Source organism: Janibacter alkaliphilus, from assembly GCF_013408565.1.
Classification (GTDB): domain Bacteria; phylum Actinomycetota; class Actinomycetes; order Actinomycetales; family Dermatophilaceae; genus Janibacter; species Janibacter alkaliphilus.
This window is the reverse complement of sequence record NZ_JACBZX010000001.1, coordinates 112060-126845: the sequence shown is the minus strand read 5'-3', so window position 1 is coordinate 126845 and position 14786 is coordinate 112060. Positions and strand designations below refer to the sequence as shown.

The window sequence follows — 14786 nt, the reverse complement described above, 5'->3', positions numbered from 1 at the left end:
TCACCCGCATGACACGCGTCCTGCTCGCCGAGGACGATGCGAGCATCGCCGACCCGCTCTCGCGCGCCCTGCTGCGCGAGGGCTACCAGGTCACCGCGCACGCGGACGGGCAGGCCGCCCTCGAGGCGGCGACCACCCAGGAGCCGGACCTGGTGATCCTCGACCTCGGGCTGCCCACGCTCGACGGGCTCGAGGTCTGCCGCCGGCTGCGGGCGACCGGCGCCACCGTGCCGGTGCTCATCCTCACCGCCCGCGCCGACGAGGTGGACACCGTCGTCGGACTGGACGCCGGCGGCGACGACTACGTCACCAAGCCCTTCCGGCTGGCCGAGCTGATGGCCCGGGTGCGGGCGCTGCTGCGGCGCCAGCCGAGCGAGCAGCAGCGCCCGGCCGAGGACACCGTCCAGGTCGACCCGGAGGCTCGCCGCGCCTGGTTCCACGGCGAGGAGCTGCCGCTGACGACGAAGGAGTACGAGGTGCTCCGGGTGCTGGTCCGCGAGAGCGGCAAGGTGGTCTCGCGCGAGCAGCTCATGGCCGAGGTGTGGGAGACCGAGTGGTTCGGGTCGACCAAGACCCTCGACATGCACGTCTCCGTGCTGCGCCGCAAGCTCGGCGACGACCCCGCGGCGCCCCGGCACATCGCGACCGTGCGCGGGATCGGCTTCCGGTTCGACCCGTGACCGGCCTGCGGCAGGTGCTGCGGCGGCTGGTCGTCGGCGTGGCGGTGGTGGCCGCGGGCCTGGCCGTGCTCGGTCACGTCCTCGTGCTGCGCCTCGCCGGGCGGTCCGAGGGCGACGGCGCGGTGGTGCTCGCCGCCGCCGTCGCCGCGGCCGCCCTGGCCGCGGGGCTCGGGCTGGCTGCGGCGGAGGTCGTGCTGCGTCGGCACGAGCGGGGCATGCAGCGGCTGCGCTCCCAGGTCGACGCGCTCGGGGACGGGCCGCAGGCCGGGGCCGGCGAGCCGGTGGGCCTGCAGGAGATCGACGAGGCCAACCAGCAGCTGGCCGAGCGGGCCGCCGCCGTCGCCCGGCGGCAGGCGAGCGCCCAGGAGGCGGTGCGCGACGGCTCGCACCAGCTGCGCACCCCGCTGACCGCGCTGCAGATGCGGCTGGAGGAGATCGTGGACACCGACGACCTCGCCGTCGCCCGGGACGAGGCGGGCATCGCCATGGCCCAGGTGGAGCGGCTCACCGGGGTCGTCGACACCCTGCTGGCCCGCAGCAAGGACGGTGACGCGGCGCTGCCGGAGATCTCGCTGGACTCGGTGCTGGCGGGGCTGCAGCGCGAGTACCAGCCGGCCTTCACCGCCGCGCGGCGCAGCATGCGGGTGGAGGGGGAGCGCGGTCTGCTGGTGCGGGCCGCGCCGGCCGACCTGGCCCAGGTCATGCAGACCCTCGTCGAGAACGCCCTGGAGCACGGGGCCGGCACGGTGACCGTGGACGTCTCGCGGCGCGGGCTCGCGGTGCTCGTCGAGGTGCGCGACGAGGGCACCGGGATCCCGGCGGCGATCGCCCCGCACATCTTCGAGCGCTCGGTCACCTCGCGCGGCTCGGGCATCGGTCTGGCCCTGGCCCGCCAGATCGCGCTGCGCAACGGTGGCCGGCTGGAGCTGGTGCAGGCGCGCCCGGCGATCTTCTCGGTCTTCCTCGCCGGCCCGCGCTCGCGCTGACCCGGCGGTGCCCTGGCGACCTCCGGCGACCTCGGCAGTCCGCCTGCGGGTCAGTCGCGCTGGCGCGTCGCCTCGGTGCCCGCCCGGTCCGCGCGCCCGCCCTCGGCCTCGTCGCCCTCGGCCTCGTCGTCGTGCGCCAGCGGCGAGGTGTCCACGTCCATCGGCTCGTTGGCGAAGACGAACGCCCGGTAGGCCCAGAAGCGGAAGATCGTGCCCAGCCCGATCCCGAAGATCGTGCTGATGTTGTCGGCCAGCCGCGACTCGAAGCCGAGCACGTAGTGCGAGATCACCAGGCACAGCGTCGAGATGCCCAGGGCGAGCCCGTTGACCACGAAGAAGAGGGTGACCTCGTGGCTGACCGGGCGGCTGCGCCGGTGGGCGAAGGTCCAGGACCGGTTGCCCACCCAGGCGAAGAGGGTGGCCGCGACGCCGCTGAGGATCTTGGCGGTGGTGACCTTGTCCTCGAGGACGGTGTGGGTCAGCAGGTTCATGCCGCCGAGGTCGATGACGAAGCTGATCAGCCCGATGAGGCCGAACTTCGCCATCTCGTGCCAGATGGTGTCGACGAGGCCGACGAGACCCCGGCGCGGTGCGCGCGTCGTGGCCTGCTCGTCCCCGGATCCTGATCCTGACACCCGAGCAGGGTAGTCGCCGCGGCCGATATCCTCGGCATCGTGCCTCGACCTCAGCGTGCCCCGGGCGGCTTCCCGGTCGTCGGGATCATCGGTGGTGGGCAGCTGGCCCGGATGTGCGCCGGTCCCGCCACCGAGCTCGGCATCACCCTCTCCGTCCTCGCCGAGAGCGAGACCGCGGCGGCCGCGCTGGCGGTCCCGTCGGCCCCCGTCGGCGCCCACGACGACCTGGAGGCGGTCCGCGACTTCGCCGCCGGCTGCGACGTCGTCACCTTCGACCACGAGCACGTGCCGGCCGACGTGCTGGCCGCGCTGGTCGCCGACGGGGTCGCCGTCCACCCCCGCCCGGAGGCGCTGCGGCACGCCCAGGACAAGCTCGTGATGCGCCGGGCGCTCACCGACGCCGGGGTGCCCTGCCCGCGGTGGGCGGCGGTCGCCGACGCCGCGCAGGTGGACGCCTTCGCCGCCGAGGTCGGCTGGCCGCTGGTCGCCAAGACCCCCACCGGCGGCTACGACGGCAAGGGCGTGCTCGTCGCCGCCGGTCCGGAGGACCTGACCGACTGGCTGGCCACCGCCCAGGAGAAGGGGGAGCAGCTGCTGCTGGAGGAGCGGGTCCCCTTCGTCCGGGAGCTGGCCGCCCTGGTCGCCCGCAGCCCCTCCGGCCAGGCGGCGGCCTGGCCGGTCGTCGAGACCGTGCAGACCGACGGGGTGTGCACCGAGGTGATCGCCCCGGCGCCCGACCTGGGCGAGGACGCCGCGGTGGCGGCCACCGAGGTGGCCCTGGAGATCGCCGCCGCCCTGGCGGTCACCGGGGTGCTGGCCGTCGAGCTCTTCGAGCTGGCCGACGGCTCGGTGGTCGTCAACGAGCTGGCGATGCGCCCGCACAACTCCGGGCACTGGAGCATGGACGGCGCGGTCACCGGGCAGTTCGAGCAGCACCTGCGGGCGGTGCTCGACCTGCCGCTGGGCTCGCCCCGCCCGCGGGCGCCGTGGACGGTCATGGGCAACGTGCTCGGCGGCCACCACGATGACCTCTACCCGGCGTACCGGCACGTCATGGCCCGGGACCCGGAGGCCAAGGTGCACCTCTACGGCAAGGGCGTGCGGCCGGGACGCAAGATCGGCCACGTCAACGTCTCCGGGACCGAGCTGGCCGACCTGCGGGAGCGGGCCCGGCACGCCGCCGGCTACATCGAAGGGGCGATCACGCAGTGAGCACGGGCAGGAGGACGGCATGAGCGAGCAGCCGCTGGTCGGCATCATCATGGGCAGCGACAGCGACTGGCCGGTGATGGAGGCCGCCGCGACCACCCTGGAGGGGCTCGGGGTGCCCTACGAGGCCGATGTCGTCTCGGCCCACCGGATGCCGCGGGAGATGGTCGACTACGCCGAGCGGGCCGCCGACCGAGGGCTGCGGGTGATCGTCGCCGGCGCCGGGGGAGCGGCCCACCTGCCGGGCATGGTCGCCTCGCTGACCCCGCTGCCGGTGATCGGGGTCCCGGTGCCGCTGAAGACCCTGGACGGGATGGACAGCCTGCTCTCGATCGCCCAGATGCCGGCCGGGATCCCGGTGGCCACCGTGGCGATCGGCGGCGCCGCGAACGCCGGTCTGCTGGCCGCGCGCATCCTCGCCTCGGGAGAGAGCGCATACGACGTCGCGCTGCGGGCCCGTCTGGTGCAGCACGCCGCCGACCTGGGCGCCCAGGCCCGGGCGAAGGGGGAGCGCCTGCGCGCCCGCCTGGCCGACGGCTGACGCCGCTGCGGTCAGCGGCCGGGGGTCAGGGCCTGGCGCGGAGCGCCGGTCGGTCAGCGGGCGGAGCCCTCGGTGCGCATCCGGCGGGCCTCGATCTTCGGGCAGGTGTCCATGACGACGTCCAGCCCGGCCTCGCGGGCACGCTGCGCCGCGTCCGCGTCGACCACCCCGAGCTGCATCCAGACCGCGTCGATCTGCAGCCGGTCCTTGTGCTCGATGGCCTGGTCGACGACCGCGCCGACGTTCGCCGAGGAGACGAAGCAGTCGATGACCTTGACGTCCTGGTCCGGGATGTCCGCCAGGCTGGCGTAGCCGGTGTCGCCGTCGACCTCCTCGGCGTCCGGGTGCACCGGGATGATCCCCTTGTGGCACTCGGCCCGCAGCCACCGGGAGACCTGGTAGGCGTCGGTTTCCGTGTCGTTGCTCAGGCCGACGACCACCCAGGTGCCCGGGTCGTTGAGCAGGCTGCGGATGGTGTCGTTGTCGTTCTGGTGCTCGTACGCCATGCCGACATCAGATCACGGACGGTCGGGCGCGTGGGTCATAATGCGTCGGGGCCGCCAGCCCCCCGGTGACGTCTACCGAAGAGGAATCGCGTGAGCACCAAGATCGCCGTCGTCGGGACCGGCTACGTGGGTCTGTCCATGGCCGTCCTGCTGTCCCAGCACCACGAGGTCGTCGGGTACGACATCGACGAGCGCCGGGTAGCCATGCTCGGCGAGGGGCGCAGCCCCATCCACGACGAGGAGATCAGCGACTTCCTCGCCCACCGTGAGCTGGACCTGCGCTTCACCACGGACACCGAGGACGCCTACGCCGGCGCCGAGTACGTGGTCATCGCCACGCCCACCGACTACGACCCGGGCACGAACTACTTCAACACCTCCAGCGTCGAAGGGGTGGTCGCCGACGTCATGGCGGTCAACCCCGAGGCCACCATGGTCATCAAGTCGACCATCCCGGTCGGCTTCACCCGAGGGCTCTCCGAGCGGCTGGGCACCGACAACCTCATCTTCAGCCCCGAGTTCCTCCGCGAGGGCAAGGCGCTGCGGGACAACCTGCACCCCTCGCGGATCGTCGTCGGCGAGGTCTCCGAGCGGGCCCGGCGCTTCGCCGACCTGCTCGTCGAGGGCTCGCAGGAGACCGACGTCCCGGTGCTGCTGACCGACCCCACCGAGGCGGAGGCGATCAAGCTCTTCGCCAACACCTACCTGGCCATGCGGGTCGCCTACTTCAACGAGCTGGACACCTTCGCCGCGACGCACGGGCTGAACACCCGGCAGATCATCGACGGCGTGGCGCTGGACCACCGGATCGGCGGCCACTACAACAACCCGTCCTTCGGCTACGGCGGCTACTGCCTGCCCAAGGACACCAAGCAGCTGCTGGCCAACTACAGCGACGTCCCGCAGAACCTCATGCAGGCGATCGTCGACTCCAACCGCACCCGCAAGGACTTCGTCGCCGAGGACATCCTGCGCCGTCGGCCCGACGTGGTCGGCGTGCACCGGCTCATCATGAAGGCGGGCTCGGACAACTTCCGCGCCTCCTCGATCCAGGGGATCATGAAGCGGATCAAGGGCAAGGGCGTCGAGGTGGTCATCTTCGAGCCGGAGCTCGACGAGGACGAGTTCTTCGGCTCGCGGGTGGTCCGCGACCTCGAGGAGTTCAAGGCGATGGCCGACGTCATCGTGGCCAACCGGCGGGTGCCCGAGCTCGAGGACGTCGCCGAGAAGGTCTACACCCGGGACCTCTTCGGCACCGACAGCTGAGCCCGGTGGGCCGCTGGATAGCATCGGCGGCGTGACCACCAACGCTGACACCGACCTCTTCCGCACCACCGAGGACCACGAGGCCCTCCGTGAGGCGGTGCGCGCGGTCTCGCGGGACAAGATCGCCCCCTTCGCCGCCGCGGTCGACGAGGACAGCCGGTACCCGCAGGAGGCGCACGACGCGCTGGTCGCCGCGGACTTCCACGCCGCGCACGTCGCCGAGGAGCACGGCGGCGTCGGCGCGGACGCGCTCGCGGTGTGCATCATCATCGAGGAGGTCGCCCGGGTCTGCGCCAGCTCCTCGCTCATCCCCGCTGTGAACAAGCTCGGCTCGATGCCGGTGATCCTCGGCGGCGACGCCGACATCAACGCCCGGTACATGCCCCGGCTGGCCTCCGGGGAGGGCTTCTTCTCCTACGGCCTCTCCGAGCGCGAGGCCGGCTCGGACACCGCCGGGATGCGGGCCAAGGCCACCCGGGACGGCGACGACTGGGTGCTCAAGGGCACCAAGGCGTGGATCACCAACGCCGGGATCTCCGAGTTCTACACCGTCCTGGCGGTCACCGACCCGGACGGGGAGCGCGGGCGCAACATCTCCGCCTTCGTCGTGGAGAAGGGGGACGAGGGCTTCGGCTTCGGCGAGAAGGAGCGCAAGCTCGGGATCAAGGGCAGCCCCACCCGCGAGCTGCACCTGGACGACGTGCGCATCCCCGGCGACCGGATCATCGGCGGCGAGGGCGACGGGCTGAGGATCGCGCTGCGCACCCTCGACCACACCCGGATCACCATCGGCGCCCAGGCCGTCGGGATCGCCCAGGGCGCCATCGACGAGGCGCTGGCCTACGTCAAGGAGCGTCAGCAGTTCGGCCGCGCGGTGGCCGACTTCCAGGGCATCCAGTTCATGCTGGCCGACATGGCGATGGAGGTCGAGGCGGCCCGCCAGATGGTCTACGTCGCCGCAGCGAAGTCGCAGCGCGGGGACGCCGACCTCACCTACTTCGGCGCGGCCGCCAAGTGCTACGCCTCCGACGTGGCGATGAAGGTGACCACCGACGCGGTGCAGCTGCTCGGCGGCGCCGGGTACACCCGCGACTTCCCGCTGGAGCGGATGATGCGCGACGCCAAGATCACCCAGATCTACGAGGGCACCAACCAGGTGCAGCGGCTCGTCATGGCCCGCCAGCTCCTCGCCGGCCTCCCTTCCACCCGCTGACCCCCTCTACCCGCCGCTCCCTCTTCCCCAACTGCCTAGGCAGCTGTATCCCCTCAGCCTGCACGCCGAGCGGATAGGACGAAGGTGAGCGCCTGTGCCCGGTCCGGGGCTCCGGGCCCGGACCCGAGGTCAGGCCTCGAGGTCCGGGCGCGGCGGCTCAGCGGTCGTAGGTGTAGAAGCCCCGCCCGACCTTGCGGCCGAGCAGCCCGGCGTCGACCATCCGGGCCAGCAGCGGCGGGGGAGCGTAGAGCGGCTCCTTGAACTCCTCGTAGAGCGACTGCGCGACCGACATCGTCGTGTCCAGACCGATGAGGTCGGCGAGCGCCAGCGGACCCTGCGGGTGCGCCGCACCCAGCACGAGGCCCTGGTCGATGTCCTCGGCCGTGGCGAAGCCGGACTCGTACATCCGGATCGCGCTGAGCACGAAGGGGATGAGCAGCGCGTTGACGACGAAGCCGGCCCGGTCCTGGCAGGTGATCGCGTTCTTGCCCAGGCTCCCCTCGACGTACTCCCGGGATCGCTCGGTGGTCTCGTCGGCGGTCATCAGCGAGGGCACCAGCTCGACGAGCTTGAGCACCGGTACCGGGTTGAAGAAGTGGATGCCGAGGACGTGCGAGGGCCGGCTGGTCACCGTGGCCAGCTTCATGATCGGGATCGAGCTGGTGTTGGAGGCGAGGATCGCGTCCTGGTCGGTGACGATCTGGTCCAGCCGCTTGAAGAGGTCGACCTTGGCGCTCTCGTCCTCGACGATCGCCTCGACGACGAGCTGCCGGTCGGCCAGGTCCTCCAGCTCCGTGGTGACCGTGATCCGCTGCAGGACGGCCTCGGCGTCGTCGAGCTTGCCGCGCTCCTGTGCCCGCCGCAGCGACTTCTCCAGGCGCGCCCGGCTGTCGTCCGCGCGGGTCTGCTCGGACTCGACGACGACCACCGCGCTGCCCGCACGGGCGCACACCTCGGCGATGCCCGCCCCCATGAGCCCGCCACCGACGACTCCGATCCGCTCCACGACTGCTCCTCGTGCGGCGCTCGGGTCACAGGGCGGGCCGTGCCGCGGGCGGCCCACCCGCTCCACGCTACCGAGGTGTGATGGCCGCCACGCATGGGGACCCGGCACGCAGACGCTCACCTTCGTCCCCTTCGCTCGGCTTGCAGGGTGAGCGGATGCAGCTGCCTAGGGGGTTGGGGAGTAATGGGAGGGCAGAGGAGGGGGGAGGGGGCGAGGGTCAGGAGTCGTCGCTGGGGGTGACGGTGAGCTCCTCGTTGTTCGCCAGCTGGTCGAAGAGCTGCTGGCTGCGCTGCTCGTCCCAGTGCACCGCGGAGCCGACCTCGGTGGCGTAGTTGTTGTCGTCCACGGGGACCGTCACCGAGTTGCCCTCGCCGTTGGCGACAGCCCGCATCGCCCAGAAGGCCCGGGCGGTGCCGATCATCGAGTCGTCCTCGCCGACCGTGAGGTTGCTGGCCGCGTCGCCGCCCAGCCCGTGGATCTTCCACGGCTGCAGCAGGTTCGCCGGGGTGACCACCTCACCCATCAGCGCCCCGAGGAACTGGCGCTGCCGCTGCGCCCGGCCGAGGTCGCCCTCCGGGTCGGAGTAGCGGGCCCGCACGTAGCCCAGGGCGTCGGTGCCGTTGAGGGTCTGGCAGCCCTTCTTGAGGTTGATGTGCGCCTGCTCGTCGTCCATGTCCTGCTGGACGCAGATCCACACCCCGTCCACCGCGTCCACGACGTTGGCGAAGCCGTCGAAGCCGATCTCCATGTAGCCGTCCATCCGCAGCCCGGTGTTGAGCTCGATGGTCTCGGCGAGCAGCTCCGGCCCGCCGATGGCGTAGGCGGCGTTGATCTTGTTCATCCCGTGCCCGGGGATCTCCACATAGCTGTCCCGCGGGATCGAGAGCAGGGTCGGGTCGCCGCCGCCCTGGTGCAGCACGATGATCGAGTCGGTGCGCGCACCGCCGGTGTCCTGACCGGTCCCCAGGCGGTTGCGCTGCTCCTGGGTGAGGTCGGCGCGGCTGTCCGAGCCGACGAGAAGGGTGTTGCGCCCGGCGCTGTCCGGGCGGTCCCCGTCCGGGGTCGCGTCCACCGTGCTCACCTGGTCCCATGCGCTGTTGACCGCCCACACGGTGGCCAGCGCCCAGACGAGCACCAGCGCCGCCAGCACCGTGAGGATGCGGCGGCCACGTCGTCCGCGGCGCGGACGACCGCCGTCGCGCTCGTCACGGGGGCCTCGCGGCGGGCCGCCACGACCGGCCTCGTCGCCGGGTCGGCGACCTCCCGGTCCGCGCTCGCCAGGCCCTCGCTCGCCCGGTGCGCGACCCCCCGGACGCTCGCCCCGACCGTCCGGGCCTGCGCCGCGGGCACCCTCGCCGGCTCCGGCCACGGGCATGACCCGGGTGCGTGGCTCGCCACCGGCCGCGCCGGCGGACGGCGCTGCCGCCACCCCGGAGCCGGAGCGGGTGCCGGACCGCTGGCGTCCGGCGGACGAGGGGCGTGCGCCGCCCCGACCCGAGGGGACCTGCTGGGTCGCCTGCTGCGGGTCGCGGCGCCCGGTGGGGATCGCGCGCGCGGTCTCGTCCGCCTTCGGGCGCCGACCGCGGCGCATGTCGAAGGTCATCGCCTCGTCCTCGTCGCCGGGGCGCCGAGGCGGGCGAGCAGGCCGACGCGGGCGGTCAGAGGGGTCAGGCATGCGAGACAGGGTACGAGGTGCGCCTGGGTGGGGACGGACGGCGCGACACGCGCCGCCATACTGGGGCGGTGCCCAGCGAAGTCCAGCGTGTCAGCGTCGTCATGCCCGTCCTGGACGAGGAGGCGCACCTGGCCGCCTCGGTCCGTCAGGTGCTGCAGCAGGACTGGCCCGGCGAGCTCGAGGTCGTGCTCGCCGTCGGTCCCTGCTCCGACGACACCCCCCGGGTGGCCGCCGAGATGGCCGCCGCCGATCCCCGGGTGGTGCTCGTGGACAACCCGAGCGGGCGCACCCCCGACGGTCTGAACCGGGCCATCGAGGCCGCCACCGGCGAGGTGGTCGCGCGGGTCGACGCGCACGCCGAGATCCCGCCGGACTACCTACGCCTGGCCGTTGCCGAGCTGGCCGAGACCGGGGCCGACAACGTCGGCGGCATCATGCACGCCGTCGGCCGGACGCCCTTCGAGCGGGCGGTGGCCTGCGCCATGACCTCGCCGCTGGGGGTCGGCTCGGCCCGCTTCCACGTCGGCGGCGGCGCCGGCCCGGCCGACACCGTCTACCTCGGGGTCTTCCGCCGGGAGGCGCTGCGCCGCGTCGGCGGCTACGACCCGCACTTCGCCCGCGCCCAGGACTGGGAGATGAACCACCGCATCCGCACCTCGGGCGGCCTGGTGTGGTTCACCCCCGCCCTGCGGGTCACCTACCGCCCGCGCGGCAGCGTGCGGCGCCTGGCCCGGCAGTACCGCGACTACGGGCGGTGGCGCCGGGTGGTCGCGCGGCAGCACCCGGGCACGGCGGGCGCCCGATACCTGGCCGCGCCGGCGATGGTCGTCGGCACCCTGGCGGCGACCGCGCTCGGCACCCGTTGGCGCCCGGCGCTGCTCGTGCCGCTGGGCTACGCCGTGGGCGTGGGCCTCGGCGGGTGGTCGGCCGGCCGCGGCGAACCGCCGGCGGTGCGCGCCCGGGTTCCGCTGGCGATGGCCACGATGCACTGGTCGTGGGGGATCGGCTTCCTCACCTCGCCGCGGGCGCTCGCGGCCGCGCCGCGGTCCTCAGCAGCTGAGTGAGCGCACCTGGTCGCCTCGCACCGGGCGGAGGCGACCGGATGTGCTCGCTCGCGCCCACCTCGCCCCGTCGTCCTGACGACGGCTCGAAGGGCGTACGAAGTGGCGACGGCGATAGCCCCCCACCTGGTTCGGAAGTGCCATATGGTCATGGCCGTCATCACGTCCGGGACCCGACACCGACCCCTGACACCCGGCGCCCGGACCGTGCGGCACCTCTGCGTCACGCCGCGCCCTCCGTCATCCCCTGACTCGTCCCCCTGACTCGTCCCCCCTGACTCATGAGGACCAACCCCGTGAAGACCTCGCGCGCTCTCGCCCGCCTGCTCGCCACCGCCCTGATCGTGGCCACCCCGGCCGCTCTCCCGTCGGCCGCCCAGGCCGACCCCGACGCCGATCCCGACCCGCGCCCGGGCAGCGAGCAGTCGCTCCCGGTCCGGGGCGTCGACGCCGCTGCCGCGGCCCAGGCGCCCACCGCCCCGCGCGCCCGCGCCATGGGCAGCAGCGCCGGGCGCTCCAGCACCGTCGCCCTCACCCCGCAGCAGGACACCGACCCCTTCCGCCTCGTCGGGGTCACCTGGTCCGGTCAGCGCAGCGACGTCGCGGTGTGGGCCCGGACCCGCACCGACGACGGGTGGAGCGGCTGGACCGAGCTGCCGGTCAGCGACGAGCACGCCCCCGACCCGGGGGCCGGGGAGGCGGCCGCCCAGCGCGGCGGGACCGACCCGATGATCGTCGAGGAGTCCGACGCGGTGCAGGTGCGCATCGACGACCTGCCCGGCGGGACGTCCGGCGAGCCGCAGGACGCCGAGGTCGAGCTGGTCGACCCGGGCGTCGTCAGCGCCGACTCCTCGAGCACGGCGCAGGACGCCTCGCCCACCGACGTGGCCGCCGCCGGATCGCGCAGCTCGGCGCTGCGCGCCGAGCCGGAGGTGCTCAGCCGGGCCAGCTGGGGCGCCGACGAGTCGATCCGCCGCGGCTCGCCCTCCTACGGCGACATCAAGGGTGGCTTCGTCCACCACACCGTCAACAGCAACAGCTACTCCGCCGCCGAGGTGCCGGCGATGATCCGCTCGATCTACCGCTACCACGTGCAGGGCCGCGGCTGGAACGACATCGGCTACAACTTCATCGTCGACCGCTTCGGCCGCGTCTGGGAGGGCCGGGCCGGCGGCGTCGACCGGCCGGTGGTCGGGGCGCACACCGCCGGCTACAACTCGAACTCCTTCGCGATGAGCGCGCTCGGCGACCACACCAGCACCGCCGTCCCCAGCGCGGTGCGGTCCGCCTACGCCCGGCTCTACGCGTGGAAGCTCGGCCGGCACCACGCCGACCCGCGGCGCTACGCCTGGATCCCCTCGGGCAGCTCCACCCTGGTCACCCCCACGATCTCCGGGCACCGTGACGCCGGCCAGACCGCCTGCCCCGGGCAGCGGCTCTACGACCGGCTGCCGTCGATCCGCCAGGCCACCGGTGACGCGCAGGGCGCGATGTTCTACAACCCGAAGGCCTCCGAGACCTCCTGGCGCTACGGCACGGCCGCCTCGAACACCGGGCTGACCGCCCGGGTGCAGGGCCGGGTCGAGTACCGCCTGGAGATCCGCAACTCCTGCGAGGGGCTGGTGCGCTACCGCCGGGGCTTCGCCTCGGCATCCTCGCCGATCGACACCGGCTGGAGCGGCCGTCTGGCCGACGGGTCCTGGGCCCCGCCCGGGTACTACTACTACACGCTGACCGCGATCGACCGGGACGGCCGGGCCGAGCCGGTGCCGACGTGGACGAGCGGCCGGATCTGGATCCGCTCGACGACCTCCTCGCCGCCGAGCTTCTGCCAGCAGGCCCGGTCGTGACCGGTCGGCGGCGGGTCGGGGGCCGGCTCGCCGGCGTGGTCGCCGCCGTGTCGGCCTGGGCGCTGGTCCCGGTCGGATCGGCCGCGGCTGCGCCTCCTGCCGCCCCGCCCGCCGCCGCGGCGCCTGCTGCCGCCACGGCCGCGCCGACCTCGTGGACCCTCACCGGCTCCGGCTTCGGTCACGGCGTCGGGATGAGCCAGTACGGCGCGCGGGCGCTGGCCGAGAAGGGGTACTCCGCGCAGCGGATCCTGGCGCACTACTACCGCGGCACCACCTACGACGCGGTGCGCGACGACGCCACCATCGCCACCTCGCTGGAGCGCGCGGTCTCCGGGTCGACCTGGTCGGCCGGGCCACCGCCTCCGGCGGCGGCACCGTGACGATCACCGTCGGCAGCAGGCAGGTCACCGCCCGCGCCGGCCAGCAGGTGCGGGTCACCCGGTCCGGCAGCACCCTCGCCGCGGCCTGCTCCGCCTGCGGCTGGAGCGTCAGCGGCAGCAGGCTGCTCGTCGACGTGTGGGAGGCGCGCACCGACCTCGAGGTCGCCGGCAACCGTTACCGCTACGGCCGGCTGCACCTGACCCCGTCGACCTCCTCCGGGGTGGACGCGGTGCTGCACATGCGGCTGCACGAGGAGTACCTCGACCAGATCCGTGAGGTGCCGTGGAGCTGGCCGGAGGCGGCCCTGGAGGCGCAGGCCGCCGCGGCCCGCGCCTTCGCGCTGCGCAAGGTGGCCGCCGGTCTGCGCAGCGACTGCGCCTGCCACGTCACCGACACCACCGCCGACCAGGTCTTCCACCCGCTGCCCACCGGCGGCGAGCTGGCCGCCTGGCCGCGCTGGCGGGCCGCGGTGCGGGCCACCGGAGCGAGCACCACCGGCTACGTGCCCCGCTACCAGGGCGCGGTGATCGAGGCGCTGTACTCCTCGAGCAACGGCGGCTGGAGCGAGGACAGCGAGGACGTCTTCGGCGGCTACCTGCCCTACCTGCGCAGCCGCTACGACAGCGCCAGCCTCACCGCGGCCAACCCCTACCGCAGCTGGACCCGCACGGTCAGCGGCAGCGCCCTGGCCACCGCCTTCGGCCTGCCGGACGTCGTCTCGCTGGACCTGAGCGGGCGCACCACCGGGCACGGCGTGGCCCGGGCGGTGGCCACCTCCTCGGACGGGCGCACCGCCACCCGCTCCGGCACGGCCCTGCGCCGTGCGCTCGGGCTGCCCTCGGCGGTGCTGCGGCGCGCGTCGGCGCGAACCTCCGGGGACTACCCGCCGGAGCTGGCCGCGGCGATGGCCCGGCGCACCTCGTCCTCGGCGTCGTCGGTGGTCATCACCGGGATGTACGAGCAGGACTCGGTGCACACCCTCATCGGTCAGCCGCTGGCCGGCACGGTGTCCGGGCCGCTGCTGCTCTCCGGCCGCAGCACCCTGCCGGCGGCCACCCTCGCCGAGCTCGACCGGCGCGGCTCCCGGCTGCGGCACGCCTTCGTCGTCGGCGGTCCCGGCATCATCGGCGACGGGGTGCTGGCGACGCTGCGCGCCCGCGGCCTGAGCGTCACCCGCCTGGGACAGGACAGCACCGACTCGGTGGCCGCCGCCGTCCTCGACGAGATCCGTCGGCGCCGTACCGTCACCCGGGTGGCGGTGACCACCACGAGCTCGAAGGAGGTCTCCGCCGCCTTCTCCGGGACCGCCCGGCGGCTGCGCGAACCCGTGGTCGTCGCCGGCTCGACGGTGCTGCCGTGGCGCACCCGGGGAGCGCTCAGCCGGGCCGGGGTGGACCGGGTGCACCTGCTCGGCTCGACGGCGCACGTCTCCGCCGCGGTGGAGTCCTCGTTGCGCAGCCGGGGGATCGGGCCGATCCGGGTCTCCGGGCGCGACACGGCCGACGTCGCCGGTGCGCTGGGCCGCTACTTCGACCGCTCGGTCGGCGGCAGCGAGGTGGCGCTGGTGCCCGGGGGAGCGGGCCGCAGCCTGCACCGGGCGCTCGCCGGCGGCACCTCGACGGTCGTCCTCGTCGGGGGCTCCGGCCTGCCGTCGAGCACCGCGAGCACCCTGCAGCAGGCGCCCGGATGGACGCGGGTGCGCGCGGTCGGCGACGCCGACGTCGTGCCCTCGGGCTGGCTCTGGGCGGCCCGGGAGGCGTGAGCCGCGGCGACGACC

Annotated in this window: 14 protein-coding genes; 10 read left to right on the top strand and 4 right to left on the bottom strand. The window is 73.9% G+C overall.

Going from position 1 to position 14786, the window contains the following annotated elements; all coding sequences use genetic code 11:
- The first annotated feature begins 8 nt into the window (after positions 1-8).
- Together BJY28_RS00595 and BJY28_RS00590 are read left to right on the top strand one after the other, a co-directional pair.
- Positions 9-680, top strand: a complete 672-nt coding sequence (locus BJY28_RS00595; protein WP_179461288.1) for a response regulator transcription factor — start codon at positions 9-11, stop codon at positions 678-680.
- Positions 677-1666, top strand: coding sequence for a sensor histidine kinase (locus tag BJY28_RS00590; RefSeq protein ID WP_343036881.1), 990 nt, complete (start codon positions 677-679; stop codon positions 1664-1666). The genes BJY28_RS00595 and BJY28_RS00590 overlap by 4 nt, the downstream gene beginning before the upstream one ends.
- A 50-nt stretch (positions 1667-1716) precedes the next feature.
- Here the strand turns inward: BJY28_RS00590 and BJY28_RS00585 are convergent, their stop codons facing one another.
- Positions 1717-2301 carry a GtrA family protein gene (locus BJY28_RS00585; RefSeq protein WP_343036880.1) on the bottom strand — a complete coding sequence of 195 codons (585 nt, stop codon included), beginning with the start codon at positions 2299-2301 and terminating at the stop codon, positions 1717-1719.
- Between the two features lie 39 nt (positions 2302-2340).
- Here BJY28_RS00585 and BJY28_RS00580 point away from each other — a divergent pair, with 39 nt between their 5' ends.
- Positions 2341-3513 carry a 5-(carboxyamino)imidazole ribonucleotide synthase gene (locus BJY28_RS00580; RefSeq protein WP_179461287.1) on the top strand — a complete coding sequence of 391 codons (1173 nt, stop codon included), beginning with the start codon at positions 2341-2343 and terminating at the stop codon, positions 3511-3513.
- Positions 3514-3532: 19 nt separating this feature from the next.
- On the top strand, positions 3533-4051 hold the full coding sequence (gene purE / locus BJY28_RS00575; protein WP_179461286.1) for a 5-(carboxyamino)imidazole ribonucleotide mutase: 519 nt from the start codon (positions 3533-3535) through the stop codon (positions 4049-4051).
- A 53-nt stretch (positions 4052-4104) separates the two neighbouring features.
- Here purE and BJY28_RS00570 read toward each other — a convergent pair whose 3' ends face one another.
- On the bottom strand, positions 4105-4557 hold the full coding sequence (locus BJY28_RS00570) for a CoA-binding protein (RefSeq protein ID WP_179461285.1): 453 nt from the start codon (positions 4555-4557) through the stop codon (positions 4105-4107).
- Between the two features lie 90 nt (positions 4558-4647).
- Here BJY28_RS00570 and BJY28_RS00565 point away from each other — a divergent pair, with 90 nt between their 5' ends.
- Both BJY28_RS00565 and BJY28_RS00560 read left to right on the top strand, forming a co-directional pair.
- Positions 4648-5823: a nucleotide sugar dehydrogenase gene (locus tag BJY28_RS00565; protein WP_343036879.1), complete on the top strand. Its 1176-nt coding sequence runs from the start codon at positions 4648-4650 to the stop codon at positions 5821-5823.
- A 31-nt stretch (positions 5824-5854) separates the two neighbouring features.
- A complete protein-coding gene (locus BJY28_RS00560) occupies positions 5855-7036 on the top strand; it encodes an acyl-CoA dehydrogenase family protein (RefSeq protein WP_179461284.1) in 1182 nt (393 codons plus the stop codon).
- A 157-nt stretch (positions 7037-7193) separates the two neighbouring features.
- Here BJY28_RS00560 and BJY28_RS00555 read toward each other — a convergent pair whose 3' ends face one another.
- On the bottom strand, positions 7194-8042 hold the full coding sequence (locus BJY28_RS00555; RefSeq protein ID WP_179461283.1) for a 3-hydroxybutyryl-CoA dehydrogenase: 849 nt from the start codon (positions 8040-8042) through the stop codon (positions 7194-7196).
- A gap of 217 nt (positions 8043-8259) precedes the next feature.
- The gene (locus tag BJY28_RS15935; protein ID WP_246313313.1) at positions 8260-9717 is read right to left on the bottom strand and encodes an LCP family protein; all 1458 of its coding nucleotides are present in this window, start codon (positions 9715-9717) and stop codon (positions 8260-8262) included.
- Positions 9718-9785: 68 nt separating this feature from the next.
- Between BJY28_RS15935 and BJY28_RS00545 the strand changes: the two genes are divergently transcribed.
- From BJY28_RS00545 to BJY28_RS00530, 4 genes are all read left to right on the top strand, one after another.
- Positions 9786-10781 (top strand): glycosyltransferase family 2 protein, encoded by a 996-nt coding sequence (locus tag BJY28_RS00545; protein ID WP_343036878.1) that lies wholly within the window; start codon positions 9786-9788, stop codon positions 10779-10781.
- Between the two features lie 293 nt (positions 10782-11074).
- Entirely contained in the window at positions 11075-12628 is a 1554-nt protein-coding gene (locus BJY28_RS00540) for an N-acetylmuramoyl-L-alanine amidase (RefSeq protein ID WP_179461282.1), read from the top strand.
- Positions 12625-13008, top strand: a complete 384-nt coding sequence (locus tag BJY28_RS00535) for a hypothetical protein (protein ID WP_179461281.1) — start codon at positions 12625-12627, stop codon at positions 13006-13008. The genes BJY28_RS00540 and BJY28_RS00535 overlap by 4 nt, the downstream gene beginning before the upstream one ends.
- Positions 13005-14771, top strand: coding sequence for a SpoIID/LytB domain-containing protein (locus tag BJY28_RS00530; RefSeq protein WP_179461280.1), 1767 nt, complete (start codon positions 13005-13007; stop codon positions 14769-14771). Before BJY28_RS00535 ends, BJY28_RS00530 begins: the two co-directional genes overlap by 4 nt.
- Positions 14772-14786: the final 15 nt, after the last annotated feature.

Excerpts from the sequence above, each read along its gene's own strand:
- BJY28_RS00595 (WP_179461288.1), top strand. The coding sequence starts at position 9 with ATGACACGCGTCCTGCTCGCCGAGGACGATGCGAGCATCGCCGACCCG.
- purE (WP_179461286.1), top strand. The coding sequence starts at position 3,533 with ATGAGCGAGCAGCCGCTGGTCGGCATCATCATGGGCAGCGACAGCGAC.
- BJY28_RS00570 (WP_179461285.1), bottom strand. The coding sequence starts at position 4,557 with ATGGCGTACGAGCACCAGAACGACAACGACACCATCCGCAGCCTGCTC.
- BJY28_RS15935 (WP_246313313.1), bottom strand. The coding sequence starts at position 9,717 with ATGCCTGACCCCTCTGACCGCCCGCGTCGGCCTGCTCGCCCGCCTCGG.